A 25,941-nucleotide genomic window follows, 5' to 3' on the forward strand; every position below is an offset into this window, starting at 1 on the left:
GCGCAGCGGCGGCGGAAAAATCGGTACAGCGGAGCGATTGGCCTAGGCGTGCAGGAGAGTCGCGTGTAGGGAACGCCCTACAGACAGGTCCGCGGGAGGGAGCTCAGACCAGCTTGTGCTCCATGGCGTAGCGCACCAGATCGGCCACCGAATGCGCGGCCAGCTTCTGCATCAGGCGGGCCTTGTGGGTGCTGATGGTCTTGCTGCTCAGCGCCAGCTTGCCGGCGATGTCGTTTACCGAATCGCCCTGCACCAGCCGTTCGAACACCGAGTATTCGCGCTCGGAAAGCAATGCATGGGGCGGCCGCGAATCGGTCAGGCCAACCTCGAAGACCATGCGGTCGGCCAGCGCCGGATCGATGTAGCGGCCGCCACCGGCCACCTTGCGCAGGGCGGTGAGCAGCAGCGCCGGCTCGCTGTCCTTGGTCGCGTAGCCGGCCGCGCCGATCTTCAGCGCCCGCGCCGCCATCTGTGCTTCGTCGTGCATCGACAGCACCAGCACCGCCGGCGGCTGGGTGAGCGCGCGGATCCGGGGGATCGCCTCGAGGCCGTTGACGCCGGGCATGGAGATGTCCAGCAGCACCACATCGCAACTGATCTGGCGCAGCTGGTCGAGCAACTGCTGGCCGTTGGCGGCTTCGCCGACCACCTGCATGTCACGCGCCATGCCGATCAGCTGCTTGATGCCCTCGCGGACGATGGTGTGATCCTCGGCGACCATGACCCTGATCATGACGGCAATGCTCCAGTGCTTGCGGCTGATGGAAGCGGCAGCGGGTCCAGTGGAACCCGCGCCGTGATGGTGGTGCCCTCGCCGGGCTGGCTGTCGATTATCAGTTGCCCGCCAAGCATCTGCACCCGCTCGCGCATGCCGACCAGGCCGAACGAACTACCGGCGCCGCGCGCGGCGAGCGGAAAACCGCAACCATCGTCGCTGACGCGCAGACAGAGCATGTTGCCTTCGAGCAGCAGCTGCACACTGACCGTCTGCGCCTGGGCGTGGCGCATCACGTTGGTCAGCGACTCCTGAAGAATGCGGAACAGGCCGATGGCCTTGGCGTTGCCCAGCAGTGGGGGGCATTCCGGCACCTCGACCAGACAGGCCACGCCGCTGCGCTCTTCGAAGCGCCGCGCCTGCCATTCCACGGCCGAGGCAATGCCGGCATCGAGAATCGGCGGGCGCAGCGCGGTGGCGACATCGCGCACCCGCTGGAACAGCTGGGCGATCAGCCGCTTCATGCTTTCCAGCCGCTGCGCCAGGGCCGGATCGAGGTCGGCGAAGCCCAGCTCGCACATCGAGGTCTCGAGCTTGAGTACGGTGAGCACCTGCCCCAGCTCGTCGTGCACCTCGCGGGCGATGTGCGCCTTCTCCTCCTCGCGCACCGTCTCCAGGTGCGCGGCCAGCTCGCGCAATTGCGCCCGCGAGGCATCCAGCTCCAGCTCGATGCGCTTGTTGTCGGTGATGTCCCAGACGATGCCGTCCCACACCTGGCGGCCATCCGGCTGGCCACGCACCGAGGCTCGGATATCGGCCCAGCGCACCTCGCCATCGCGATTGAGGATGCGCCCCTGCCAGCGCCAGTCCTGGCTTTTCTCCAGTGCCAGCTGCTGACTGGCCCAGTAGCCGGCCTCGTCGTCGGCGTGCACCAGGCTGCGGATGCCCTGCCCCGGCTGCAACAGGCGCTCGGCGGAGTAGCCAACCAGGCGCTGGCTGGCTTCGCTGATATAGGCGACCCGTACCGGCGCCTGCGGCCCGTCGCGCTCCAGGCGGAACACCAGCCCCGGCACGTTGCCGGCCATGGCCTTGAGGCGCGCCTCGCTCTCCTGCAGCTGGGCGCTGGCGCGACGCCGCTCGGTGATGTCGGCAAGGAAGACCACCAGATATTCACGACTGCCGAAACGCAGGAAGCTGTAGGTGACCGCCGCCGGAAAGCGCTGGCCGTCAGCGCGCAGCCATTCACATTCGTGCACCTGGCGGTCGTCTTCGCCGGTGCGCGCGGCGCGCCAGCGCGCCAGCCAGGCATCCATGCCCAACGCCGGGTCGAAGGTTTCCAGTGGCTGATCGAGCAACCCCCCGGAGGCATGCCCGAGCAGCACCTCGGCGGCCTGGTTGGCGTAGCGCACGCGGCTGTCCCAGTTGAGCCAGAGGATGCCGACGGTGCTGTGATCGAGACAGAACTGGGTCAGTCGCTGTGCTTCCTCGGCCGCCTCGCGCAGCTCGATGTCGCGGCGGGCGGTCTTCAGCCGGCTTTCCAGCAGGCCGTGCTGGCGGCGCTGCCAGGCCAGCATCAGCAGGCAGGCCAGGAGCAGGACGCCGAGCAGCAGGCTGAGACTGCGCCAGTAGCTGACCTCACGACCGAGGTCGATGCTGCGGGTCTTGAGCCACTGCTCCTGCAACTGACTGAATTCCCGCGCCGGAAATTGCCGCAGCGCCGTATCGAGCACGGCAGCGAGTTCAGGGCTGTCACGCCGCGATGCGATTCGCAGCAGCTGCGGGTTGCCCAGATCACCAACCACCGCCAGCGAGTCGTACTCCACTTGCTGCGACAGCCGCGCGAACACCGGCTCGTCGATCACGGCATAGCTGGCCTTGGCTTCCAGCACCTGACGCAGCGCATCGGCCTGGCTGGTCGCGGTCAGCACGGTGATATTGGGATAGTTGCTGGCAAGGAACTCGGTGATCGGTCCCGGCCCGACGGCGGAAACCAGCTCGCTCGGGTGCAGGTACTCCAGGTCGATGGCGCGCGGACCGCCGCGATCACCGACGAGCAAACGCGGAATGCGCAGGAAGGGATCGCTGTAGCGCCACAGCCGCAGGCCGGCCGGCGTCTGGCGCAGGCCCGGCGCCACATCGATCAGGCCTTCGCGGGCGGCCTTTTCCAGTGCATCTTCGTCAGCGAAGCGGCGCCAGTGCAGGCGCACACCGAGATCGTCCGCCAGATGCTCGATCAGCTGCACATGAAAGCCTGACAGGCGCCGCTGGCGCTGGTCATACTCGGCATAGGGCGCGCCCATCACCACCCCCACACGCCACTCCGGATGCTGCTCCAGCCAGGCGCGGCTGTCGTCGTCGAGCGTCACGGCGCTGGCCGCTAAAGGCAGCATGAGGCTAATGAGGAGAAGGAAACGCAGGGTTGAGGCGAGCATATATTCACGCAATTGATGGGCGTGCCGACACGCTGTTGTAATGCATAACCCCTGCCGGCGCCAGCGTGGTGCCGACACCCATAGCGGAGACAATCCATGCGTCGCTTGCCTGCCCTAGTGCTTTTGTTCGGCGTCGCGCTTGGCGGCGGCGTGCCGTACATGGCCGCGGCGCAGGAACCGGAGGCGGCTCAGGAAGCACCGGCGGACGAGCCGGTAGCAACGCCACGACCCTCGCCGCACACTCGCAGCCAGGCGCTGGCAGAGGGGCTGCAACGGCAGCTCGACGCCGCCGCCCAGCTGCAACTGGGCGATGAGGACAGGTTCCTCGCACTCTGGCACCCGGCCAATACGGCAAAAGCCCGCGGCGTGCTCGTCATCGTGCCAAGCGAAGGCGAAACCGCCGATTGGCCACGCGCAATCGGCCCGCTACGGCGCGGCCTCCCCGAGCATGGCTGGCATACCCTGAGCCTGACGCCCGCCGATTCTGCCCTGACGCCCGGTCCGCGCATTCCCGCAGCGCCAGCAGCAACCGAGGCGCCTGATACGCAAGGAGCACCGGACGCAGACGAGACAGGCCAGTCTTCCGATCCCGGCAGCGCCGGTTATCTACCCGAGCAGACAGCACCTGGGGACAGCGACGAGCCAGCGACGGAACCGCCGCAAGCGGATGAGACCACAGAGCAACCAAGCCACGCCGAACGGATGCAGGCGCGTATCGACGCGGCGATCGAACACGCCCGTACGCTGCAGGCACCGATGATCGTCCTGGTCGGCCATGGCACTGGCGCCTACTGGGCAAGCCAGTATCTGGCGCAACTTCAGACGCCGGATATCGCCCAGCTGGCGCTGATCGATCCACGCACGCCGCTAGTACCGGAGCAGCCATTGGAAACCTACCTTGCGGCGCTCGCCATCGGCGTAGGCGATTTCTACATGAGCGATCGGCCGGCTGCACAAGAGCAAGCCAGGCAACGGCGCAACGCGGCGCGCCGTGCCGGCCACAAGGATTACCGACAGGTCGTGCTGACAAATCTGACCGGCGATCGGGACTACGAACAGGAACAACTGGTGCGCCGCGTACGGGGCTGGCTGGACCGCAAGCCAGCCCGGTAGGTTCGTATCAGCGAAAGCCGCGGCGCTCGCGGATCAGCGCGTAGGCGCTGTGCAGCTCGCGGGTACGCTCGGTGGCGTCGCGCACCTGAGCGGCGTTCGCACCGGCTCCGGCCTGTTTATCGGGATGATGCTTGCTCAGCAGGCGGCGATAGGCCCGCTTGATCAGCTGCGGATCGGTGTCAGAACGCACACCCAGCAACTGCATGGCCTGTTCATAAGCGCCACCCCGACCGGCCGGAGCCTCCTTGCGCCGGGTTGCGCCCGGGTCCAGCGCCGCCACTTCGGCCGCGTCCCAACCCAGCCACTTGCCCCAGAGCAGCACCAGCTCATGTTCGCGCGCGCCGATTTGTCCCTGCGCACGCGCCATGCGCCAGCAGGCCTGGATCAGGCGGCGATTCTCGTCGCGTTGGCCTCGCAGTCGCTGCAAGGTATCGCGCAGGCCATCACCGCTGGACTTGCCCCGATTGAACGCAGCGATGGCTTGCCGCTGCGCGGCGGCATCTAGACCCTGCCGGCGCATCTCGTCACGGGCAGCCTGGATATGCGCCGGGCTCACGCGTCCGCCGCTCTTGGCCAGACGCCCCAACAGGAAGAACAGCAAATCCTGCCCTAGCAGCATCGGTTTGCCAGCCAGGCGGTCACGCAGGCTGGCCCAGGAATCGAGCCCTAGCCGGCGATCCAGCACCTGTCCCAGCAAACCGCCAAGCAGGGCACCCGGAATGCTGGCCAGCAACCAGCCGATCAGCAGCCCCAACAGCGTGATGGGCCAGAACATGTCAGCGTCGCGCCTCCAGTAGTTGCTCGACTTCCGCCAGGCGCTCGTGGGTACCCACGTCGATCCAGGCTCCGTCAAAGCACTCGCCGGACACCTGCCCATCTGCCATGGCGCGGCGCAACAACGGCGCCAGCTTGAACGCACCCGGCTGGCAGCCTTCGAACAGCACAGGATGCAAGACCGAGATGCCGCTGTAGGTCAGCGCTTCACCATTGCCCTCAGGCTCTCTGACGGCCGCATTCACCAGACTGAAATCACCACCTGGGTGATGCGGCGGGTTGTTCACCAGCACCAGGTGGGCGAGCCCCTGAAGGGGTCGTCTCAGCCGGGCGAAATCGTAGTCGGTCCAGATATCGCCATTGACCACCAGAAACGGCTCGTCGCCGAGCAGCCCCAGCGCCCGGTGAATACCTCCGCCGGTCTCCAGTGGCTCACCTTCGGCCGAATAGCGGATCGCCACGCCGAAGCGGCTGCCATCGCCGAGATAGTCCTCGATCTGCTGCCCGAGCCAGGCATGGTTGATCACCAGCTCGTCGAAGCCGGCGGTCGCCAGGGCACGCACGTGATACTCGATCAGCGGCACGCCGGCGGCGCGCACCAACGGTTTGGGCGTATGCAGCGTCAGCGGGCGCAACCGCTCGCCCTTGCCGGCGGCCAGAATCATCGCCTTCATGCGTGCGGCGCCTGCGGCAGCTCGGCCAGCAGCCGCTGCAGCTCGGCCAGCTCCGGCCTGCGCGCCAGCACGGCCTCGATATAGGCGAAGAAACGCGGCACGTCGGCCAGATAACGTGGCTTGCCGTCGCGATGGCAGATTCGCGCGAAAATGCCGATCACCTTGAGGTGGCGCTGCAGTCCCATCAGGTCGCTGGCCCGCAGGAACTCGTCAAGCGATTCGGGCAGCGGCACGCCCGCAGTGCGCGCCTTGCTCCAGTAACCTTCGAGCCAGGCCTGCACCTGCGTTTCTGGCCAGCTGAGGAAGGCATCCTTGAACAGCGAGGTGATGTCATAGCTGACCGGGCCGAGCACGGCATCCTGAAAATCCAGCACCCCGGGGTTCGGCTCGCTGATCATCAGATTGCGCGGCATGTAGTCGCGATGCACCAGCACCTGCGGCTGTGCCAGCGCCGAGTCGATCAGCTGGCAGCAGACACGCTCCCAGGTGGCCTGCTGCGCCTCAGTGAAGGTATGGCCGAGATGGCGCTGCACATACCACTCGGGGAAGAGCTGCAATTCGCGACGCAGCAACGCTTCGTCGTATGCCGGCATCGGCTGTGCCACCGGATGCAGCTGGAACTTGAGCAGCGCCTCGATGGCATCATCGAACAGCTGATCGGCGTTACTCGCGTCGATGACGTCCAGGTAGGTCTGACGTCCGAGATCGGTCAGCAGCAGAAAGCCGCGCTCGAGGTCGGCCGCGAGCACCTGCGGCACATGCACACCGGCGTCATCCAGCATCTGCGCCACCTTGACGAAGGGCCGGCAGTCTTCCTGAGGCGGCGGCGCATCCATCACGATCAGGCTGCGGTCATCGGCTTGCCAGCGGAAGTAACGGCGAAAACTGGCGTCACTACTCGCCGCAGCGAGCTGCGCGACCGGCACTTCGCCCCAGCCGCAACGGGCGAAGACTTCAGGTAGTTGCTGGTCCAGCCAGGCGCTCAGGTCCAGCAGACGTTGATCTTGATGCGGCATCCAGGGGGTCTCCACGGCGCTAGCCGATAGGCGGGTCATGCTTTATTATCCTGCATCTTTCTCAGCCCATCGAGAGGCGTGCGGCCCAGCCGGCCGATGGCTCGCCGCAAGCACGGACCAAAAAACAAGATGGCAGTCAAATACCCCGCGTTTCGTAAAAAATTCCCTCTACTGGTTACTGGCGGTCTGCTTGCATTGCAACCGGTAGCTGTACCTTTTGTCTTCGCAGCCGAACAGTTTGCCTGTCAACCGGATGCATCCGGTGGCTGGAATTGCGCTTCCAATGTGCCGAGCCAGGCACTGCCGCCGCGCCCGGCACAGAGCGGTAGCGTTGCGGGCACGCCAAGCACCAGCAAGTCGACGACTGCCAAGACACAGCAGCCGACCGCCACCACCAAGCTGGTCACCGAAAGCAAGGGCCGCGCCCTCGCCTCGCGCAGCGCCGACTTCAGCCACCTCGACTGGGTGCCGCGCGATCAGCTGACCCCAGCCCAGCTCGCCGAAACCGGCCCGTACTGTGCCGGCACCTATGTCGAGCCAGATCGTCCCGGCAAGTTCGACACCACGCCGATGAGCGAAGCGCCGACCTATGTCTCGGCCAAGGCGACGCGCTACGAGCAGGAGCAGGAAATCGCCACCCTCGCCGGTGAGGTGGTCCTGCGCCAGGGCAGCATCCAGGTCGAGGCAGACGAAGCCAGCCTGCACCAGCTGGAAAATCGCGGCGAGCTGACCGGCAACGTCCGCTTCCGCGACCGCGACGCACTGCTGGTAGGCGATCGCGCCGAAATCTTCCTCGACAGCGGCGAAGCCAAGGTGGAAAACGCCGAATATGTTGTGCACTCCGGCAAGGTCCGCGGCAGCGCGCAGTACGCCAAGCGCGAAGAGACCGCGATCATCCGCCTCAAGGATGGCACCTACACCAGCTGCGAACCGGGCGAAAACACCTGGCACCTGAAAGGCAACAACGTCACGCTGAACCCGGCTACCGGCTTCGGTTCGGCAACCAACGTCACGCTGCGGGTCAAGGATATTCCGGTGTTCTACACACCTTATATCCACTTCCCCATCGATGACCGTCGCCAGTCGGGCTTTCTCGCGCCGAGCATCGGTTCGTCCAGCGACAACGGCTTCTCCGTGCAGACCCCGTACTACTTCAACCTGGCGCCGAACTTCGACGCCACGCTGTACCCGCACCTGATGACCGACCGTGGCCTGCTGATGGAAGGCGAATTCCGCTACCTGACGCGCAGCAGCGAGGGTCAGTTCGGCGCGGCGTATCTGGACGACAGCAACGACGACCGCAAGCTGCAGTCCGAGTACGAAGACCAGCGCTGGATGTACAGCTGGCAGAACCGTACCGGTCTCGACTCGCGCTGGCTCGCCGAGGTGGACTACACCGATATCAGCGATCCCTATTACTTCCAGGATCTGGATACCAACCTCAATATCAACCAGCCCGATCATCTCGACCAGCGCGGCACGCTCACGTATCGCGGGAACACCTATACTGCGCGCTTGAACATGCATGCCTACGAGCGCGCTACTGTCGCAGACATCACGCCTTACGAGCGCCTGCCACAGCTGACCCTGGACGGGCGCCTGCCTTTCCAGCCGGGCGGCCTGAATTTTGCCTACAAGACTGAGTTCGTCAGCTTCCAGCGCAGCCTGCGCAGCGGCAACTTTATCAACGAAGACGGCAATCCGGAGCAGTGGTACGACGATCGCCTGCGCGGCCTGACTCGTGCGGAAGGCGAGCGCCTGCATCTTGAGCCAGGCGTCAGCCTCCCTCTGAACTGGTCGTGGGGCTTCCTCAAGCCTTCACTCAAGTACGCCTACACCCAGTACGACCTGGACCTGGACGGCCGTGGCCAGAGCACACTGGCCAGCTACGAATCATTCGACAGCAGCCAGAATCGCAGCGTGCCCATTCTGAGTGTCGACAGTGGACTGTACTTCGACCGCGACACCCAATGGTTCGGCAAGGACTATCGCCAGACCCTCGAACCGCGCATGTTCTATCTCTACGTACCGGAAGAGGATCAGGACGACATCCCGATCTTCGATACGGGCGAGAGCAGCTTCAGCTATTCCTCGCTGTGGCGAGAGAACCGCTTCTCCGGCAAGGATCGCATCGGCGACGCCAATCAGATCTCGCTTGGTGTGACCAATCGCTGGGTCGAACCCAACGGGTTCGAGCGTCAGCGCTTCAGCATCGGCCAGGCGTTCTACTTTGAAGATCGCAAGGTGCAGCTGCGCGGTATCGATTACCGCACTCGCGCCAGCGCCACCTCGGACGTGTCGCCGTATGCGCTGGAATATATGTATCGCTACAACCGCGACTGGCGCTTCACCTCGACCTTCAACTGGGACCCGGACAGCCACAGCACTCGCTCAGGCAGCGCTATGTGGCATTACCAGCCGGAAGACAACCCAGGCAAGATCGTCAACCTCGGTTATCGCTATCGCAACGACACCATGCGCTTCGACCAAGCGACCGGCGAATGGACCTACGGCGGCGACTACGGCACGCCAGACTCGCCGGAGTACATCAAGGACTACTACAAGATCAACCAGCACGACTTCTCGGTCATCTGGCCGGTGGTCCCGCAATGGAGCGTCATCGCCCGCTGGCAGCATGACTACAGCCGCAGCCGCACCCTCGAAGCCTTCGGTGGCTTCGAGTACGACAGTTGCTGCTGGAAGCTGCGCCTGATCAATCGCTACTGGATCGACTACGACGAGACCAGCCTCAACCCCGACCGCAACGACGAGCCGGACCGCGGGATCTTCCTGCAGATTGTCCTCAAGGGACTCGGCGGTGTAGTCGGCAATGCGACCGAAACTTTCCTCGACGAAGGCATCCAAGGCTACCGTGAACGTGAAGATCAAGCTTTCTGAAGTACTGCGCCCGCTCGCGCTCGGCGCTCTGCTGCTGAGCGGTGCGACTCTCGCGCCTGCGGCCCTCGCTCAGGTGCAACCATTGGACCGCGTGGTGGCGATCGTCGATAACGACGTCATCATGCAGAGCCAGCTGCAGCAGCGGATGCGTGAAGTCCAGCAGACCATCGAAAAGCGTGGCGCCGATGCGCCACCGATGGATGTATTGCAGCAGCAGGTTCTGGAGCGCCTGATCACCGAAAATCTGCAGTTGCAGATTGGTGAGCGCTCCGGCATTCGCATCGCTGACGAAGAGCTCAACCAGGCCATGGGCACCATTGCCCAGCGCAACAACATGTCGCTGGAGCAGTTCCGCGAAGCGTTGTCGCGTGACGGTCTGAGCCTGGAAAGCGCGCGCGAGCAGATCCGCCGCGAAATGGTCATCAGCCGCGTGCGCCAGCGGCGAGTGGCCGAGCGCATCCAGGTTTCCAACCAGGAGGTGCAGAACTTCCTGGCCTCTGACCTCGGCAAGCTGCAGCTGTCCGAGGAATACCACCTGGCCAATATCCTCATCCCGGTGCCAGAAGCGGCTGATTCGGCAACCATCCAGGCTGCCGAACGTACCGCGATGGATACCTACCAGCAGCTGCAGCAGGGCGCCGACTTTGCCCGCCTTGCCGTGTCTCGCTCCGGCAGCGAGAACGCACTGGAAGGCGGCGACATGGGCTGGCGCAAGGCGGCTCAGCTGCCACCTCCGTTCGATGCCGTAGTACGCGAATTGTCGGTCGGCGAAGTGACCGAGCCGGTGCGCACGCCGCCGGGCTTCATCATGCTCAAGCTGCTGGACAAGCGTGGTGGCGAGACGCAGGTGCGTGACGAAGTGCATGTCCGCCATATCCTGATCAAGCCGAGCGCGATCCGTAGCGAAGACGAGGCCCGCCTGCTGGTACAGCGCTTGCGCGACCGCATCAGCGCTGGCGAAGATTTCGGTCAGCTCGCAAAAAGCTTCTCCGAAGACCCGGGCTCGGCGCTCAATGGCGGTGACCTGAACTGGATCGACCCGGCCTCGCTGGTACCCGAGTTCCGCGAAGTCATGGCGAACACGGCGAGTGGCGAGCTCTCTCCGGTGTTCAAGTCGCCCTACGGCTGGCACATCCTCGAGGTGCTCGGCCGCCGTGCCACCGACGCCAGCGAGCAGTTCCGCGAGCAACAGGCGCTGAGCTTGCTGCGCAACCGCAAGTACGATGAAGAGCTGCAGGCGTGGTTACGCCAGATCCGCGACGAAGCCTACGTCGAGATCAAGCTCTAAGCTGCACGCTGCACCGACAAGCAACAGGAACGCGGGGTGATGGCCGAAGGGTCGCCACCCCGTTTTCATTTCAGGCGGTTGAACGCCACACGCCATGCAGAGAGAAGCCTGATGACCGCTCCCCGCCCCTTCGTTCTCACCCCCGGTGAACCGGCCGGCATCGGCCCGGACCTCTGCCTGCTGCTGGCTCGCGAGGCCCAGCCTCAGATCCTGGTAGCCATCGCCAGCCGTTCTTTGTTGGCAGAACGCGCCTCGCAACTAGGACTGAAGATTGAGCTGCGGGACGTCGGGCCTCATGGCTGGCCAAGCCAGCCGGCGCCGGCCAACTGTCTGTACGTCTGGGATACTCCGCTGGATGCACCGGTGATCGCGGGCCAGCTCAACGCGCGCAACGGCCACTACGTACTGGAAACGCTGACTCGAGCCGGGACAGGGTGCCTCGACGGCAGCTTCGCCGGCATGATCACCGCGCCCGTACACAAGGGCGTGATCAACGAGGCCGGCATCCCCTTTTCCGGCCATACGGAGTTTCTCGCCGAGCTGACCCGCACCGAGCAGGTGGTGATGATGCTTGCCACACGCGGCCTGCGTGTCGCGCTGGTGACCACTCACCTGCCGCTCAAGGATGTCGCAGCGGCGATCACCCCGGAGCGTCTGGAGCGGGTTGCGCGGATCCTGCACCACGACCTGGTCAGCAAGTTCGGTATTACCCGTCCGCGCATTCTGGTCTGCGGCCTGAACCCGCATGCCGGCGAAGGTGGCCACCTGGGTCGCGAAGAAATCGAGATCATCGAGCCCGTGCTGGCCAGGCTCCGTGACGAAGGCCTCGACCTGAGCGGTCCGCTGCCGGCGGATACCCTTTTCACGCCAAAGCATCTCGAGCACTGCGACGCGGTGCTGGCGATGTACCACGACCAGGGCCTGCCGGTGCTCAAGTACAAAGGCTTCGGCGCTGCCGTCAACGTGACCCTGGGCCTGCCGATCGTTCGCACGTCGGTGGATCACGGCACCGCGCTGGATCTCGCCGGCAGCGGCAGGATCGACACCGGCAGCCTGCAAGTCGCGCTGGAAACGGCCTACCAGATGGTCGGCAGCCAGAGCTAGCCGGCACCGCACGCAGCTCGAACGATCTTCTGGCCGCCCTCGCCTGCTAAAATATGTGTCTTATCCGTTTCTCAGCTTCGAGCTTCAGGCTTCAAGCTGCTCCCTGGAGCCCCGATGTCCGATTATCAGCACCGCGCGCGCAAACGCTTTGGCCAGAACTTCCTGCACGACGCTGGCGTCATTCACCGCATCCTGCGGGCAATTCATGCCAAGTCGGGTGAGCGACTGGTGGAGATCGGTCCCGGGCAGGGGGCACTCACCGAAGGGCTGCTCGACAGCGGTGCGCATCTGGATGTCGTCGAGCTCGACCTCGACCTGATCCCCATCCTGCAGGGCAAATTCGCCGGGCGCGACAACTTCAATCTGCACCAGGGCGACGCACTGAAGTTCGACTTCGGCCGTCTGAGTGCGGAGCCGAACAGCCTGCGCATCGTCGGCAACCTGCCGTACAACATCTCCACCCCGCTGATCTTTCACCTGCTCGACCACGCGCATCTGATCCGCGACATGCACTTCATGCTGCAGAAGGAAGTGGTTGAGCGCCTTGCGGCTACGCCAGGTGGCGGTGACTGGGGCCGTCTTTCGATCATGGTGCAGTATCACTGCCGCGTGGAGCACCTGTTCAACGTCGGGCCGGGCGCGTTCAACCCGGCGCCGAAAGTCGATTCGGCGATCGTTCGCCTGGTGCCACATGAGACACTGCCGCATCCGGCACGCGACCACCGCCAGCTCGAGCGCGTAGTGCGCGAGGCGTTCAACCAGCGTCGCAAGACCTTGCGCAACACCCTCAAGGGGTTGCTGGACGCGGACGCCATCGCAGCGACGGATGTGGATGGCAGCCTGCGCCCCGAACAACTGGATCTGGCGGCCTTCGTTCGCCTATCCGACCAACTGACAGAACGCAGCTGAAGCTGCGGCCTCTACCTGTCTTCAACAGCGAGCAGTCTCATGTCCGACGATAACCGCTACCGCATCGACGTCAGCGTCACGCCTCGCTATCTGGCCGCGCAATCGGAGCCGGAACAAAACCGCTATGCCTTTGCCTACACCGTAACCATCGAGAACAAGGGCGAGGTGGCAGCACAGTTGCTGTCGCGGCACTGGATCATCACCGATGGCGACGGCCAGGTGCAGGAAGTGCGCGGCGCCGGCGTCATTGGCGAGCAGCCGCTGATCGCACCTGGCGAACACCACGTCTACACCAGCGGAACGCTGCTGGCCACCTGTGTCGGCAGCATGCAAGGCAGCTATGAGATGTTGGCCGAAGATGGTCACAGTTTCGATGCGCTCATTGCGCCGTTCCGCCTGGCCGTACCCGGAGCATTGCATTGACGACCTATGCCGTCGGCGACCTGCAAGGTTGCCTTGAACCGCTGACCTGTTTGCTGGAGCGCGTTGACTTCAGTCCTTCGCGCGACTGCCTGTGGCTGGCCGGGGACCTGGTCAACCGCGGCCCTCAGTCGCTGGAAGCCCTGCGTTTCGTGCGCGATCTCGAAGCCTCCGCAATCACCGTCCTCGGCAATCACGACCTGCACCTGCTGGCGGTGGCTCACAACATCGAACGCATGCGCAAATCCGATACCCTGCAATCGATCCTGGACGCCCCGGATCGGACCGACCTGATCGACTGGCTGCGCCAGCAGAAGCTCATCCATTACGACGCCACGCGGCACACCGCCATGGTGCATGCCGGTATTCCACCGCAGTGGTCGCTGGAGAAGGCGCTCAAGCGTGCCGCCGAGGTCGAGCAGGCATTGCAGGACGACGCACTGCTGATGCCGTTCCTCGATGGCATGTACGGCAATCAGCCATCGAAATGGAACAAGGAGCTGCACGGCGTACCGCGGCTGCGCCTGATCACCAACTACTTCACCCGCATGCGTTTCTGCAAAGCCGACGGCACCCTCGATCTGGAAGCAAAGGAAGGTGCCGACAGCGCCCCCGCCGGCTATGCGCCCTGGTTCAGCCATACCAGTCGCAAGACCCGCAACGTCAAGCTGATCTTCGGCCACTGGGCTGCACTGGAAGGTCAGTGCGACGAGCCGAACGTCTTCGCGCTGGATACCGGCTGCGTCTGGGGTAACGCCATGACCTTGATGAACCTCGACAGCGGCGAAATGCACCGCTGCGAATGTGAACACGGGAAACCCGCATGACAGACTTCAAACGCATCCCGCCGGAACAAGCCCAGAGCATGCGCAGCAGCGGCGCCGTGGTCGTGGATATTCGCGATCCGCACAGCTATGCCAGCGGCCATATCAGCGGATCACTGCATCTGGATAACCATTCCCTGCCGGATTTCATCGCCGCGGCCGATCTCGACCAGCCATTGATCGTGACCTGCTACCACGGCCACTCCAGCCAGAGCGCTGCAGCCTATCTGGTCAACCAGGGCTTTTCAGACGTCTACAGCCTCGACGGCGGCTTCGAACTCTGGCGCCACACCTATCCGGCCGATGTGGAACGCGGCGAACAAGCGTAAAAAATTATTTCCCGTCGATCGCCCGCCACCCGCGGGCTAGGCGCAGTTAACAGCCGAACGGCAGCGCCTAAAATCCTTCCTCGCCCTTGATCTTGCTGAATCCGAACTATCCTTGAGTTCAGGCCATCCAAATAAACGAAGCCGGGAAACGGCTGACGGATTTCAGGGTTACGACCATTAGGTGTTCGGGGGAACTCCACTGGCCGCCACTTCGGCCGGGCCCAGAGTGCCTGATGACGCGCCTATTCGTGCATCGATCGAGGTGAAGTCATGAGCATTTTCAGCCACTTCCAACAACGTTTCGAAGCGACCCGCCAGGAAGAGTATTCGCTCCAGGAATACCTCGATCTATGCAAGGCGGACCCCGGGACCTATGCCAGCGCCGCCGAGCGCCTGCTGATGGCGATCGGCGAACCCGAGCTGGTGGATACCTCCGTGGACTCTCGACTCTCGCGCATCTTCTCCAACAAGGTCATCCGCCGTTATCCCGCCTTCGAGGACTTCCACGGCATGGAGGAGTGCATCGACCAGATCGTCTCCTACTTCCGTCATGCCGCGCAGGGCCTGGAAGAGAAGAAACAGATCCTCTATCTCCTCGGCCCGGTGGGCGGCGGCAAGTCTTCCCTGGCCGAAAAGCTCAAGCAGCTGATGGAGCGCGTGCCCTTCTACGCGATCAAGGGATCACCGGTATTCGAATCGCCACTGGGGCTGTTCAATCCGGTGGAGGATGCGCAGATTCTCGAGGAGGATTACGGTATCCCGCGGCGCTATCTGAACTCGATCATGTCCCCCTGGGCCACCAAGCGGTTGCAGGAGTTCGGCGGCGACATCTCCAAGTTCCGCGTGGTCAAGCTCTATCCGTCGATCCTCAACCAGATTGCTGTGGCCAAGACCGAACCGGGCGACGAGAACAACCAGGACATCTCCTCGCTGGTGGGCAAGGTCGATATCCGCAAGCTGGAAGAATTTCCGCAGAACGATGCCGACGCCTACAGCTACTCGGGCGCGCTGTGCCGGGCCAACCAGGGCCTGATGGAATTCGTCGAGATGTTCAAGGCGCCGATCAAGGTCTTGCACCCGCTGCTGACGGCGACTCAGGAAGGCAACTACAACAGTACCGAAGGCCTCGGCGCGATTCCTTACAGCGGCATCCTGCTGGCCCACTCCAACGAGTCGGAATGGCACAGCTTCCGCAACAACAAGAACAACGAAGCCTTCATCGACCGTATCTACATCGTCAAGGTGCCCTACTGCCTGCGCGTCAGCGACGAGATCAAGATCTACGACAAGCTGCTGACCAACAGCTCGCTGGCCCACGCGCATTGCGCGCCGGACACCCTGAAGATGCTCGCGCAGTTCTCCGTGCTGTCGCGCCTGAAGGAGCCGGAGAACTCCAACATCTACTCGAAGATGCGCGTGTATGACGGCGAAAACCTCAAGGACACCGATCCGAAGGCCAAGTCGATCCAGGAATACCGCGACACCGCCGGCGTCGACGAAGGCATGAACGGCCTCTCCACCCGTTTCGCCTTCAAGATCCTGTCGAAGGTCTTCAACTTCGATCCGCACGAGATCGCCGCCAACCCGGTGCACCTGCTCTACGTGCTGGAGCAGCAGATCGAGCAGGAACAGTTCCCCGCCGAGGTGCGCGAGCGCTACCTGCGTTTCATCAAGGAGTACCTGGCGCCGCGCTACATCGAGTTCATCGGCAAGGAAATCCAGACGGCCTACCTCGAGTCCTACAGCGAATACGGACAGAACATCTTCGACCGCTACGTGCTCTACGCCGACTTCTGGATCCAGGATCAGGAATACCGCGATCCGGAAACCGGTGAGATCCTCAACCGCGTGGCGCTCAACGAGGAACTGGAGAAGATCGAGAAGCCGGCCGGCATCAGCAATCCGAAGGACTTCCGCAACGAGATCGTCAACTTCGTGCTGCGCGCGCGGGCCAACAACAACGGCAAGAACCCGTCGTGGCTGTCCTACGAGAAGCTGCGTGTGGTGATCGAGAAGAAGATGTTCTCCAACACCGAGGACCTGCTGCCGGTCATCAGCTTCAACGCCAAGGCGAGCAAGGAAGACCAGAAGAAGCACAACGACTTCGTCGTGCGCATGGTCGAGCGTGGCTACACCGAGAAGCAGGTTCGCCTGCTGTCCGAATGGTATCTGCGGGTGCGTAAATCGCAGTAAGTGGCTGAACGCCTGAGGCTGGATGCACCGCGGCACGCTCCAGCTTCAGGCCCACGGTTTCAGCCTAGCCCGGAGGGCCTATGAGCTACGTGATCGATCGTCGCCTGAATGGCAAGAACAAGAGCACGGTGAACCGCCAGCGTTTCCTGCAGCGGTATCGCGGGCATATCAAGAAAGCGGTGGAGGAAGCCGTCGGCCGGCGTTCCATCACCGACATGGAACATGGCGAGCAGATCAGCATTCCCGGTCGTGATATCGACGAGCCGGTGCTTCACCACGGCCGCGGCGGCCGGCAGACCATCGTTCACCCCGGCAACAAGGAGTTCGTCGCCGGCGAGCGCATTCCGCGGCCGCAGGGTGGCGGCGGTGGGCAAGGCGCCGGCCAGGCCAGCAACAGCGGAGATGGCATGGACGACTTCGTCTTCCAGATCACTCAGGAGGAATTCCTCGACTTCATGTTCGAGGACCTGGAGCTGCCCAACCTGGTCAAGCGTCACCTGACCGGCACCGACACCTTCAAGACGGTGCGCGCCGGTATCAGCAATGAAGGCAACCCGTCGCGCATCAACATCGTGCGCACGCTGCGCTCGGCCCATGCCCGCCGCATTGCGCTTTCGGGCAGCAGCCGCGCGCAGCTGAGGGCATTGAAGGCGGAGCTGGAGCGCTTGCGTCTGGAGGAGCCGAACAACTTCGGCGACATCAAGGCCACGGAAGAGGAGATCGAGCGGCTCACCGCGCGGATCAAGCGCGTGCCCTTCCTGGACACCTTCGACCTCAAGTACAACCTGCTGGTCAAGCATCCCAACCCCAGCTCCAAGGCAGTGATGTTCTGCCTGATGGACGTTTCCGGCTCCATGACCCAGGCGACCAAGGACATCGCCAAGCGCTTCTTCATCCTGTTGTATCTGTTCCTCAAGCGGAACTACGACAAGATCGACGTGGTGTTCATCCGCCACCACACCAGCGCCAAGGAAGTCGATGAAGAGGAGTTCTTCTACTCGCGGGAAACCGGCGGCACCATCGTTTCCAGCGCGCTGAAGATGATGCAGGAGATCATGGCCGAGCGTTATCCGGCCAACGAGTGGAACATCTACGCGGCGCAGGCCTCCGACGGCGACAACTGGAACGACGATTCACCGCTGTGCCGTGACATCCTGATCAACCAGATCATGCCTTTCGTGCAGTACTTCACCTATGTCGAAATCACCCCGCGCGAGCACCAGGCACTCTGGTACGAGTACAACCAGGTCGCCGAAGCCTTTTCCGATGCGTTCGCCCAACAGCAACTGGTGAGCGCCGCGGACATCTACCCGGTGTTCCGCGAACTCTTCCAGCGGCGCATGACCAGCTGAGGTGTGCAGCATGAAACGACAGCCCATTTCCACCGGCTCGGAATGGACCTTCGACCTGATTCGGCAGTATGACCGCGAGATCGGCCGCATTGCCGAACGCTACGCGCTGGATACCTATCCGAACCAGATCGAGGTCATTACCGCCGAGCAGATGATGGACGCCTATGCCTCGGTGGGCATGCCACTGGGCTATCACCACTGGTCCTACGGCAAGCAGTTCCTGCATACCGAAAAGCACTACAAGCGGGGCCAGATGGGCCTGGCCTACGAGATCGTGATCAATTCCGACCCCTGCATCGCCTATCTGATGGAAGAAAACACCATGTGCATGCAGGCACTGGTGATTGCCCACGCCAGTTACGGCCACAACAGCTTCTTCAAGGGCAACTACCTGTTCCGCACCTGGACCGACGCCAGCTCGATCATCGACTACCTGGTGTTCGCCAAGCAGTACATCATGCAGTGTGAGGAACGCCACGGTATCGATGCGGTGGAAGACCTGCTCGACTCCTGCCACGCGCTGATGAACTACGGCGTCGACCGCTACAAGCGTCCCTACCCCATCTCTGCCGAAGAAGAGCGACGCCGGCAGAAGGACCGCGAGGAGCATCTGCAACGGCAGATCAATGACCTCTGGCGCACCATTCCCAAAGGTGCGGACAAGGGTGACGGGCAGGCCGACAGCCAGCGTTTCCCGGCCGAACCGCAGGAGAACATTCTCTATTTCATCGAGAAGCACGCCCCTTTGTTGGAACCGTGGCAGCGCGAGGTGGTGCGCATCGTGCGCAAGATCGCGCAGTACTTCTACCCACAGCGCCAGACCCAGGTGATGAACGAGGGCTGGGCCACCTTCTGGCACTACACCCTGCTCAACGATCTGTACGACGAAGGCCTGGTCACCGACGGCTTCATGATGGAGTTCCTGCAGTCGCACACCAGCGTCATCTACCAACCCGGCTTCGACAGTCCCTACTACAGCGGCATCAATCCCTACACCCTGGGCTTCGCCATGTATCAGGACATCCGCCGGATCTGCGAGAACCCGACCGAGGAGGACAAGCGCTGGTTCCCGGATATCGCCGGCAGCGACTGGCTGACCACGGTGAAATTCGCCATGAACAACTTCAAGGACGAAAGCTTCATCCTGCAGTTCCTCTCGCCCAAGGTAATCCGCGACCTGAAGCTGTTCAGCATTCTCGACGACGATCGCAAGGATGAACTCTTGGTGCCGGCGATTCATGATGAAACTGGCTACCACACCATCCGCGAGCTGCTTGCTGCGCAGTACAACCTTGGCAACCGCGAGCCCAACGTGCAGGTGTGGAACGTCGACCGCCGCGGCGATCGCTCACTGACCCTGCGCCACACCCAGCACGACCGCAAGCCATTGGGCGGGTCCACCGAAGAAGTGCTCAAGCACCTGCATCGGCTGTGGGGCTTCGATGTGCATCTGCAGTCGATGCAGGACGACAAGCTGGTCAACACCCATCACATGCCGCCGCGCCCGAGCAGCGAGCCGGAAGCCGACAGCCGCTTTCCGGGCATGAACTTCGCCTGACAGTGGGCCGCGGCCAACCTCCGCGGCCTTTCCTCACCCGCCGCGCTGTAGCCTCAGCGCCGTTATCCTTTATCCTCCGCGCCAACGGAGGTGTGGACATGCAGATCTATAAAGTCGGCGGCGCGGTACGCGACCGCTTGTTGGGGCGCACGGTAAGCGAAGTGGACTGGTTGGTGGTTGGCGCCACGCCGGAAGAAATGCAGGCCCACGGCTTCCGCCCGGTCGGCGCCGACTTCCCGGTATTCCTGCACCCGCAAACTGGCGAGGAATACGCCCTGGCGCGCACCGAGCGCAAAAGCGGTCGTGGCTATGGTGGCTTCACCTTCCATGCCAGCCCGGACGTCACCCTCGAGGAAGATCTGCAGCGGCGCGATCTCACCATCAATGCCATCGCCGAAGACGATAATGGCCAGCTGATCGATCCCTATGGCGGCCAGAGCGATCTACAGGCGCGCCTGCTACGCCACGTCTCCCCGGCCTTCGCCGAAGACCCGCTGCGCGTGTTGCGCGTGGCGCGCTTCGCTGCACGCTACGCGGAGCTGGGCTTTCGTATCGCCGACGAAACCCTTGAGCTGATGCGGCAGCTGGCCCGCTCGGGCGAACTATCAGCGCTGACAGCCGAGCGCAGCTGGAAGGAGATTTCGCGTGCACTGATGGAGCCGCGCCCAGACGTGTTCATCCAGGTGCTGCAGGATTGCGACGCGCTGCCCGAGCTATTCCCTGAGCTGGCACCAGTCTTCGTGACCGCGGGCACCGATGCTGAGCAGCTGCTCGGCGCCCTGCACCAATGCGCAGCCCATTACCAGCCGTTACCGGTACGCTGGGCGTGCCTGCTGCTTGGCTGCGCCGCGCAGGACAAGACTCGGCAGAAACGCCTGGCCGCCATCGATGCACTCAACCAGCGCTGCAAGGCGCCGAGAGACTGCCAGGAGCTGGCGATGCTGCTCGGCAGGTATCACGATGACGCCCTCGACGCCAAGAACCTGCAGGCCGATACCCTGCTCGACATGCTGCAGCACTTCGACATCTACCGCCGCCCCGAGCGCTTCGAACAGTTCATTGCTGCCTGCGAGATGTACGCCAGGGCAGTAACGCCGGACCAGCCGTTCCCGCCAGCGGACTTTCTGCGCGGTGCGGCCAGTACAGCGAGGGCCGTAGCGGTCAAACCTCTGCTGGATCAAGGGCTAAAAGGTGCCGACCTGGGCAAGGCGCTGAGTGCCGCTCGGCTTGAGGCGGTGAAAGTTTATTGCCAGCGCAGTTCGTGACAAGCGGACTCAGGCGCTACGCGGCGGATGCTGGCCGATCAGCTCCGCCGGCGTGAGTTCCATGCCCCGCCATTGGAACGATACCGGCCAGAGCTGCTGGTCAATCGAAGAGTGCGCCCACAGGTCGGCGAAGCATTCGCCTACAGCGGGATGCTTCAGCGCTGGCGCCAGCAGTGTCAACGGCCAGAGCACGAACGCGTTCTTCAGAATCTCCGCGCGCGGCAGCAACAAACCGTGGAAATTACCGACCAATTCGTCATACAGCAGCACGTCGATATCCAGCGGCAGGCCCTTGCGATCCGGCGCGTAGCGGCCGTTGTCCGCCTCGATGAACTTGAGCCGGCGATCCAGCTCGGTCAGCGGCAGATCGGTATGACCAGCCACCACCAGGTTATAGAAGTTATCGCCCTTGTAGCCCACCGCGAGGCTCTCGAACACTGGCGAGCAACGCATATCCTGCAACAGCTCGGCCAGCGCATCGAGCCCGGCATGCAGGCGCTCGACGCGCTGCACATTGCTGCCCAGACCGAGCATGACGGGGGTCAGCGGCATCCGCGTTCGATCTCCACGCCCAGCGCTCGGGCGCGCGCATTGACGCCGGGCTTGGTGACCCGCAGGCGCAGCCAGACAATGCCGAACTCGCTCATCAGGCACTGCGCCAGGCGCTCGGCGAAGGTCTCGACCAGCTCGAAACGTGCCTCACTGGCAAATCGCTCGATGGATACCGCCACCTGGGCGTAGTCCAGGGCCTTCTCCAGTTCGTCATGCTCGGCAGCAGGACGGATGTCCCAGCCCAGCGTCAGATCCAGGTGCAGGCACTGGCGAATGCCCCGTTCCCAGTCATAGGCGCCGATTACCGTATCCACTTCCAGGCCTTCGATGAAGACTGTGTCCACGCAACATTCTCCTACGGCACGACAAGCTCGAAACGCGCCGTTAGACTCAGGGACTCCCTGCCCCGGATGGATTCCATGTTCTGGCTGCTGACCTTGCTCGCGTACCTGATCGGCTCGCTGTCATTCGCCATACTGCTCAGCCGCCTGGCCGGAATGCCCGACCCACGTGCCGGCGGCTCCGGCAATCCCGGCGCCACCAATATGCTTCGTCTGGCAGGCAAGCGACTGGCGATCTGCACGCTGTTCGGCGATCTGCTCAAGGGCCTGCTGCCCGTACTGCTGGCCGCATCGCTGGACATGTCCGTCCAGCAACAGGCCTGGATCGGTCTTGCCGCCGTCTGCGGCCATCTCTATCCGCTGTATTTCCGCTTCCGCGGCGGCAAGGGCGTGGCAACAGCCGCCGGCACCCTGCTCGCACTCTATCCACCGGCCGCCTTGCTGGCCATCGTCGCCTGGCTGCTGGTGTTCCGCCTGACCCGTACCAGCTCGCTGGCTGCCCTCATCGCACTGCCACTGTGCCTGCCATTGCTGGCCTGGCAGCAACCGGGCGCGCTGCTGCCGATGAGCCTGCTGGCCACGCTGATCGTCTGGCGCCACCGTAGCAACGTGCGCGACCTGTTGGCCGGCCGCGAGCGTCATTTCTGACCGCCCCACGCGCGTCAGATCGCCGGCAGTGTCTCCATTGACCAGCGCGGCTGCACGGTGATCGCCGGACCATCATGCTGGCCGGCGAGAAGGCGCTGACAGCCAGCGTAGGCGATCATTGCGCCATTGTCGGTGCAGAAACGTGGCCGCGCATAGAACACCTGGCCCTTGAGCTCGCCGAGCATCCGCTCCAGCGATTCGCGCAGCGACTGATTCGCGCTGACCCCACCGGCGATCACCAGTGACTTCAGGCCGGTCTGTTTGAGTGCCCGACGACACTTGATGGTCAGGGTCTCGACCACTGCCTGCTGGAAAGCCAGCGCGATATCGCAGCGGGTTTGCTCGGACTCGTCACCCGCGGCGCGGCACTGCTGCCAGGTATTGAGGGTAAAGGTCTTCAGGCCGCTGAAGCTGAAATCCAGACCGGGCCGATCGGTCATCGGCCGCGGAAAGACGAAGCGGCCCGGAGTGCCCTGCTCGGCCAGACGGGCGATTTCCGGACCACCGGGATAACGCAGGCCCATCAGCTTGGCGGTCTTGTCGAACGCCTCACCGGCGGCATCGTCCACCGACTCGCCGAGCAGCTCGTACTGGCCAATGCCATCCACGCGGACCAGCTGCGTATGACCACCCGACACCAGCAAGGCGACGAACGGGAATGCCGGCGGCTGGGCTTCGAGCATCGGCGCCAGCAGATGACCTTCCATATGGTGCACACCAACCGCCGGCACGCCCCAGGCCAACGCCAGCGCCTGGGCGCAGGAGGCCCCAACCAGCAGCGCACCGACCAGCCCCGGGCCGGCCGTATACGCCACCGCATTGATCTGGCCAGCCTCGCGACCAGCCTCCTCCAGCACCTGACGGATCAGCGGCAGCATGCGCTTCACATGGTCGCGCGACGCGAGCTCGGGCACCACGCCGCCGTAGACGCGATGCAGATCGATCTGGCTGAATAGCGCGTCGGCCAGCAGGCCCTGTTCGCTATCGTAAAGCGCGACACCAGTCTCGTCGCAGGATGTTTCCAACCCCAGCACCAGCATGGGTTCAACCTTTCCGGAGGGCGAATGAAGCCGTGCATATTAATCGTCGGGCCCTGCGACCGACCAGCGCTTTTCGATCAGGGGCTTTGCATTCCGCAATTGGAGCGGGTAACATCCGCAACCCTTAAAACCAGCGTGCTTGCGAGTCATTGCCGAAGCGCGTTGCCACCGGTAATCAAGTGAAGGTAAGTCCTGGATGCCCGCTGTCAAAGTTAAAGAGAATGAACCCTTCGACGTAGCACTGCGTCGCTTCAAGCGTTCCTGCGAGAAAGCAGGCGTTCTGGCCGAAGTCCGCTCGCGCGAGTTCTACGAGAAGCCGACTTCCGAGCGCAAGCGCAAGGCTGCCGCTGCAGTCAAGCGTCACGCCAAGAAAGTGCAGCGCGAGCAGCGCCGCAGCGTCCGCCTGTACTGATCCAGTACAGCTGACGTCGCATCAAGCCCGGCTCAGGCCGGGCTTTGCATTGCATGCATACTCCGCTTCGCCAGCCGGCGAATGGCCGGAGTTTTTTCATTTCCGGCTCATGCAATGCGAGCGTAATCTGACACCCTTATGGCCGGCCTGATCCCGCAATCCTTCATCGATGATCTGCTCAACCGCTCCGACATCGTCGAAGTGGTGGGTTCGCGCATCCAGCTGAAAAAAGCCGGCAAGAACTACAGCGCGCTCTGTCCTTTTCATAAGGAAAAGACTCCCTCGTTCAGTGTCAGCCCGGACAAGCAGTTCTACTACTGCTTCGGCTGCGGCGCCGGCGGCAACGCACTCGGCTTCGTCATGGACCACGACCAACTGGATTTCCCCCAGGCGGTCGAGGAACTGGCCAAGCGCGCCGGCATGGAAGTCCCCCACGAAGACAGCGGACGCAAGCATAAGCCGCGCCAGCCGGTCGACTCGCCGCTCTACCCACTCCTCGCTGCAGCCGCCGACTACTATCGCCAGGCACTAAAGAGCCACCCGACCCGCAAATCGGCCGTGGAGTACCTCAAGGGCCGCGGTCTGTCCGGCGTGATCGCCCGGGATTTCGGCCTGGGCTTCGCCCCGCCCGGCTGGGACAACCTGATGAAGCATCTTGGCGGCGATGCACTGCAGCAGAAAGCCCTGATCGATGCCGGCCTGCTGATCGAAAACGCCGAGAACGGCAAACGCTACGACCGCTTTCGCGACCGCGTGATGTTTCCCATCCGCGACAGCCGCGGCCGGGTCATCGCCTTCGGCGGCCGCGTCCTGGGTGACGACAAGCCCAAATACCTGAACTCCCCGGAAACTCCGGTATTCCACAAGGGCCAGGAACTCTACGGCCTCTACGAAGCCCGCCAGTCCAACCGCGATCTCGACGAAATCATGGTGGTGGAAGGCTATATGGACGTCATTGCCCTGGCTCAGCAAGGCCTGCGCAACGCCGTCGCCACCCTCGGCACCGCAACCAGCGAGGAACACCTCAAACGCCTGTTCCGCATCGTGCCCAGCGTGCTGTTCTGTTTCGACGGCGACGCGGCCGGGCGCAAGGCCGCCTGGCGAGCCCTGGAAGCGACCCTGCCGAACCTGCAGGACGGCCGTCGCGCACGCTTTCTGTTCCTGCCCGACGGCGAAGACCCCGACACCCTCGTTCGCGCCGAAGGCACCGACGCCTTCCGGGCACGCATCCAGCAGCATTCGCAGCCGCTGGCCGACTATTTCTTCCAGCAGCTGAGCGATGAAGCCGATCCACGCTCCCTGGAAGGCAAGGCCCACCTGGCTACGCTCGCAGCGCCGCTCATCGAAAAGATTCCGGGCTCCAACCTGCGCGCCCTGATGCGCCAGCGCCTGGCTGAGATCACCGGTCTCAATGGCGAAGCCCTGCAGCACATGGCGGCTGCACCCGCACCGAACCCCGGCAGCAGCACGCCTGAATACGACGACTCGGCATACTACGAAACCGGCGCGCACTATGCCGAAACGGACTACTTCGAGCCTCCGGAAGCGCCGAAACAGCAACGCAGCGGCAAGAAGGAATGGAAGAAGGACTGGAAAAAAAGCGGACAGCGACCAGACTTCAAGCCTCGCGGACCTCGTACACCAGCCACAGTCGAACCACCGACCCTGACCACACTGCGCACGCTGCTGCATCATCCCGAGCTGGCACAGAAGGTCGAAGACGTCAGCCATTTCGCAGCAGAGGACGACACCTACGCGCAGCTGCTGGTTGCCCTGCTCGGCGCGCTGCAGAAGAACCCGAAGCTACGCAGCCTGCAACTGATCGCCCGCTGGCATGGAACCGACCAAGGGCGACTTTTACGTGCACTTGCAGAGAAAGAATGGCTGATCTCTGCCGATAACCTTGAACAGCAGTTTTTCGACACCATTAATAGCCTTGCCGCCCGACAGCGGGAACGCCGACTCGAGAACCTGCTGCGCAAGGCTCGCCAGGGTGAACTCAGCGCAGAGGAAAAAGACCAACTGCGTAACCTACTGAGCCGCAATGCAATACCCACGACACCGACCTCAACTGGCGCGTGAGG

Annotated in this window: 23 protein-coding genes; 15 read left to right on the forward strand and 8 right to left on the reverse strand. The window is 63.4% G+C overall.

Features of this window, described 5'->3' with window-relative positions:
* Window positions 1-103 precede the first annotated feature (103 nt).
* A complete protein-coding gene (locus EA798_RS08790; protein WP_122098703.1) occupies window positions 104-733 on the reverse strand; it encodes a response regulator in 630 nt (209 codons plus the stop codon).
* On the reverse strand, window positions 730-3,147 hold the full coding sequence (locus EA798_RS08795; protein ID WP_122098704.1) for a PAS domain-containing sensor histidine kinase: 2,418 nt from the start codon (window positions 3,145-3,147) through the stop codon (window positions 730-732). Before EA798_RS08795 ends, EA798_RS08790 begins: the two co-directional genes overlap by 4 nt.
* Before the next feature lie 96 nt (window positions 3,148-3,243).
* Between EA798_RS08795 and EA798_RS08800 the strand changes: the two genes are divergently transcribed.
* The gene (locus EA798_RS08800) at window positions 3,244-4,260 is read left to right on the forward strand and encodes a DUF3530 family protein (RefSeq protein ID WP_122098705.1); all 1,017 of its coding nucleotides are present in this window, start codon (window positions 3,244-3,246) and stop codon (window positions 4,258-4,260) included.
* Window positions 4,261-4,267: 7 nt separating this feature from the next.
* On the opposite strand, the gene EA798_RS08805 is transcribed toward EA798_RS08800, so the two are convergent.
* Genes EA798_RS08805 through EA798_RS08815 form a run of 3 tightly spaced genes read right to left on the reverse strand, consistent with a single transcriptional unit; the run spans window position 4,268 to window position 6,724 of the window.
* A complete protein-coding gene (locus EA798_RS08805; protein ID WP_122098706.1) occupies window positions 4,268-5,035 on the reverse strand; it encodes a TerB family tellurite resistance protein in 768 nt (255 codons plus the stop codon).
* A gap of 1 nt (window position 5,036) precedes the next feature.
* On the reverse strand, window positions 5,037-5,708 hold the full coding sequence (gene murU, locus EA798_RS08810; RefSeq protein WP_122098707.1) for an N-acetylmuramate alpha-1-phosphate uridylyltransferase MurU: 672 nt from the start codon (window positions 5,706-5,708) through the stop codon (window positions 5,037-5,039).
* Window positions 5,705-6,724, reverse strand: a complete 1,020-nt coding sequence (locus EA798_RS08815) for an aminoglycoside phosphotransferase family protein (protein WP_122098708.1) — start codon at window positions 6,722-6,724, stop codon at window positions 5,705-5,707. Before EA798_RS08815 ends, murU begins: the two co-directional genes overlap by 4 nt.
* Before the next feature lie 129 nt (window positions 6,725-6,853).
* Between EA798_RS08815 and EA798_RS08820 the strand changes: the two genes are divergently transcribed.
* From EA798_RS08820 to EA798_RS08870, 11 genes are all read left to right on the forward strand, one after another.
* Window positions 6,854-9,622, forward strand: coding sequence for an LPS-assembly protein LptD (locus tag EA798_RS08820; RefSeq protein ID WP_122099115.1), 2,769 nt, complete (start codon window positions 6,854-6,856; stop codon window positions 9,620-9,622).
* A complete protein-coding gene (locus EA798_RS08825; protein WP_122098709.1) occupies window positions 9,603-10,910 on the forward strand; it encodes a peptidylprolyl isomerase in 1,308 nt (435 codons plus the stop codon). Before EA798_RS08820 ends, EA798_RS08825 begins: the two co-directional genes overlap by 20 nt.
* A gap of 111 nt (window positions 10,911-11,021) precedes the next feature.
* Complete coding sequence (gene pdxA, locus EA798_RS08830) at window positions 11,022-12,014, forward strand: 4-hydroxythreonine-4-phosphate dehydrogenase PdxA (protein ID WP_122098710.1); 993 nt, start codon at window positions 11,022-11,024, stop codon at window positions 12,012-12,014.
* Window positions 12,015-12,128: 114 nt separating this feature from the next.
* Entirely contained in the window at window positions 12,129-12,923 is a 795-nt protein-coding gene (rsmA, locus tag EA798_RS08835) for a 16S rRNA (adenine(1518)-N(6)/adenine(1519)-N(6))-dimethyltransferase RsmA (RefSeq protein WP_122098711.1), read from the forward strand.
* A gap of 39 nt (window positions 12,924-12,962) precedes the next feature.
* Window positions 12,963-13,346, forward strand: coding sequence for a Co2+/Mg2+ efflux protein ApaG (gene apaG / locus EA798_RS08840; RefSeq protein ID WP_003300973.1), 384 nt, complete (start codon window positions 12,963-12,965; stop codon window positions 13,344-13,346).
* A complete protein-coding gene (locus EA798_RS08845) occupies window positions 13,343-14,170 on the forward strand; it encodes a symmetrical bis(5'-nucleosyl)-tetraphosphatase (RefSeq protein ID WP_106155954.1) in 828 nt (275 codons plus the stop codon). The genes apaG and EA798_RS08845 overlap by 4 nt, the downstream gene beginning before the upstream one ends.
* Entirely contained in the window at window positions 14,167-14,496 is a 330-nt protein-coding gene (gene glpE / locus EA798_RS08850) for a thiosulfate sulfurtransferase GlpE (RefSeq protein ID WP_106155955.1), read from the forward strand. Before EA798_RS08845 ends, glpE begins: the two co-directional genes overlap by 4 nt.
* A 270-nt stretch (window positions 14,497-14,766) precedes the next feature.
* Complete coding sequence (locus tag EA798_RS08855; RefSeq protein ID WP_038663503.1) at window positions 14,767-16,689, forward strand: PrkA family serine protein kinase; 1,923 nt, start codon at window positions 14,767-14,769, stop codon at window positions 16,687-16,689.
* An 80-nt stretch (window positions 16,690-16,769) separates the two neighbouring features.
* Complete coding sequence (locus tag EA798_RS08860) at window positions 16,770-18,041, forward strand: YeaH/YhbH family protein (RefSeq protein WP_122098712.1); 1,272 nt, start codon at window positions 16,770-16,772, stop codon at window positions 18,039-18,041.
* Between the two features lie 10 nt (window positions 18,042-18,051).
* Window positions 18,052-19,599: a SpoVR family protein gene (locus EA798_RS08865; RefSeq protein ID WP_106155958.1), complete on the forward strand. Its 1,548-nt coding sequence runs from the start codon at window positions 18,052-18,054 to the stop codon at window positions 19,597-19,599.
* 98 nt (window positions 19,600-19,697) lie between these two features.
* Window positions 19,698-20,864 (forward strand): multifunctional CCA addition/repair protein, encoded by a 1,167-nt coding sequence (locus EA798_RS08870; protein WP_122098713.1) that lies wholly within the window; start codon window positions 19,698-19,700, stop codon window positions 20,862-20,864.
* 9 nt (window positions 20,865-20,873) lie between these two features.
* Here the strand turns inward: EA798_RS08870 and folK are convergent, their stop codons facing one another.
* Together folK and folB are read right to left on the reverse strand one after the other, a co-directional pair.
* Window positions 20,874-21,416 carry a 2-amino-4-hydroxy-6-hydroxymethyldihydropteridine diphosphokinase gene (gene folK / locus EA798_RS08875; RefSeq protein WP_122098714.1) on the reverse strand — a complete coding sequence of 181 codons (543 nt, stop codon included), beginning with the start codon at window positions 21,414-21,416 and terminating at the stop codon, window positions 20,874-20,876.
* Complete coding sequence (gene folB, locus EA798_RS08880) at window positions 21,407-21,760, reverse strand: dihydroneopterin aldolase (RefSeq protein WP_106155961.1); 354 nt, start codon at window positions 21,758-21,760, stop codon at window positions 21,407-21,409. Before folB ends, folK begins: the two co-directional genes overlap by 10 nt.
* A gap of 75 nt (window positions 21,761-21,835) precedes the next feature.
* Between folB and plsY the strand changes: the two genes are divergently transcribed.
* Window positions 21,836-22,405 (forward strand): glycerol-3-phosphate 1-O-acyltransferase PlsY, encoded by a 570-nt coding sequence (gene plsY, locus EA798_RS08885; protein WP_122098715.1) that lies wholly within the window; start codon window positions 21,836-21,838, stop codon window positions 22,403-22,405.
* Between the two features lie 14 nt (window positions 22,406-22,419).
* Here the strand turns inward: plsY and tsaD are convergent, their stop codons facing one another.
* Window positions 22,420-23,445 carry a tRNA (adenosine(37)-N6)-threonylcarbamoyltransferase complex transferase subunit TsaD gene (gene tsaD, locus EA798_RS08890; protein WP_106155963.1) on the reverse strand — a complete coding sequence of 342 codons (1,026 nt, stop codon included), beginning with the start codon at window positions 23,443-23,445 and terminating at the stop codon, window positions 22,420-22,422.
* 196 nt (window positions 23,446-23,641) lie between these two features.
* Between tsaD and rpsU the strand changes: the two genes are divergently transcribed.
* Both rpsU and dnaG read left to right on the forward strand, forming a co-directional pair.
* The gene (gene rpsU, locus EA798_RS08895) at window positions 23,642-23,857 is read left to right on the forward strand and encodes a 30S ribosomal protein S21 (RefSeq protein WP_003296736.1); all 216 of its coding nucleotides are present in this window, start codon (window positions 23,642-23,644) and stop codon (window positions 23,855-23,857) included.
* Between the two features lie 138 nt (window positions 23,858-23,995).
* Window positions 23,996-25,939 carry a DNA primase gene (dnaG, locus tag EA798_RS08900; RefSeq protein WP_122098716.1) on the forward strand — a complete coding sequence of 648 codons (1,944 nt, stop codon included), beginning with the start codon at window positions 23,996-23,998 and terminating at the stop codon, window positions 25,937-25,939.
* Window positions 25,940-25,941: the final 2 nt, after the last annotated feature.

This window comes from Pseudomonas songnenensis (genome assembly GCF_003696315.1).
In the GTDB taxonomy this organism is placed as follows: domain Bacteria; phylum Pseudomonadota; class Gammaproteobacteria; order Pseudomonadales; family Pseudomonadaceae; genus Stutzerimonas; species Stutzerimonas songnenensis.

Bases quoted from the DNA above. Each gene is read 5' to 3' on its own strand.
- tsaD (WP_106155963.1), bottom strand. From the start codon at position 23,445: ATGCTGGTGCTGGGGTTGGAAACATCCTGCGACGAGACTGGTGTCGCG.
- EA798_RS08860 (WP_122098712.1), top strand. From the start codon at position 16,770: ATGAGCTACGTGATCGATCGTCGCCTGAATGGCAAGAACAAGAGCACG.
- EA798_RS08790 (WP_122098703.1), bottom strand. From the start codon at position 733: ATGATCAGGGTCATGGTCGCCGAGGATCACACCATCGTCCGCGAGGGC.
- glpE (WP_106155955.1), top strand. From the start codon at position 14,167: ATGACAGACTTCAAACGCATCCCGCCGGAACAAGCCCAGAGCATGCGC.
- folK (WP_122098714.1), bottom strand. From the start codon at position 21,416: ATGCCGCTGACCCCCGTCATGCTCGGTCTGGGCAGCAATGTGCAGCGC.
- plsY (WP_122098715.1), top strand. From the start codon at position 21,836: ATGTTCTGGCTGCTGACCTTGCTCGCGTACCTGATCGGCTCGCTGTCA.
- EA798_RS08805 (WP_122098706.1), bottom strand. From the start codon at position 5,035: ATGTTCTGGCCCATCACGCTGTTGGGGCTGCTGATCGGCTGGTTGCTG.
- rsmA (WP_122098711.1), top strand. From the start codon at position 12,129: ATGTCCGATTATCAGCACCGCGCGCGCAAACGCTTTGGCCAGAACTTC.
- EA798_RS08800 (WP_122098705.1), top strand. From the start codon at position 3,244: ATGCGTCGCTTGCCTGCCCTAGTGCTTTTGTTCGGCGTCGCGCTTGGC.
- pdxA (WP_122098710.1), top strand. From the start codon at position 11,022: ATGACCGCTCCCCGCCCCTTCGTTCTCACCCCCGGTGAACCGGCCGGC.
- EA798_RS08820 (WP_122099115.1), top strand. From the start codon at position 6,854: ATGGCAGTCAAATACCCCGCGTTTCGTAAAAAATTCCCTCTACTGGTT.
- EA798_RS08865 (WP_106155958.1), top strand. From the start codon at position 18,052: ATGAAACGACAGCCCATTTCCACCGGCTCGGAATGGACCTTCGACCTG.
- EA798_RS08815 (WP_122098708.1), bottom strand. From the start codon at position 6,724: ATGCCGCATCAAGATCAACGTCTGCTGGACCTGAGCGCCTGGCTGGAC.
- apaG (WP_003300973.1), top strand. From the start codon at position 12,963: ATGTCCGACGATAACCGCTACCGCATCGACGTCAGCGTCACGCCTCGC.
- murU (WP_122098707.1), bottom strand. From the start codon at position 5,708: ATGAAGGCGATGATTCTGGCCGCCGGCAAGGGCGAGCGGTTGCGCCCG.
- EA798_RS08855 (WP_038663503.1), top strand. From the start codon at position 14,767: ATGAGCATTTTCAGCCACTTCCAACAACGTTTCGAAGCGACCCGCCAG.
- dnaG (WP_122098716.1), top strand. From the start codon at position 23,996: ATGGCCGGCCTGATCCCGCAATCCTTCATCGATGATCTGCTCAACCGC.
- rpsU (WP_003296736.1), top strand. From the start codon at position 23,642: ATGCCCGCTGTCAAAGTTAAAGAGAATGAACCCTTCGACGTAGCACTG.
- EA798_RS08870 (WP_122098713.1), top strand. From the start codon at position 19,698: ATGCAGATCTATAAAGTCGGCGGCGCGGTACGCGACCGCTTGTTGGGG.
- EA798_RS08795 (WP_122098704.1), bottom strand. From the start codon at position 3,147: ATGCTCGCCTCAACCCTGCGTTTCCTTCTCCTCATTAGCCTCATGCTG.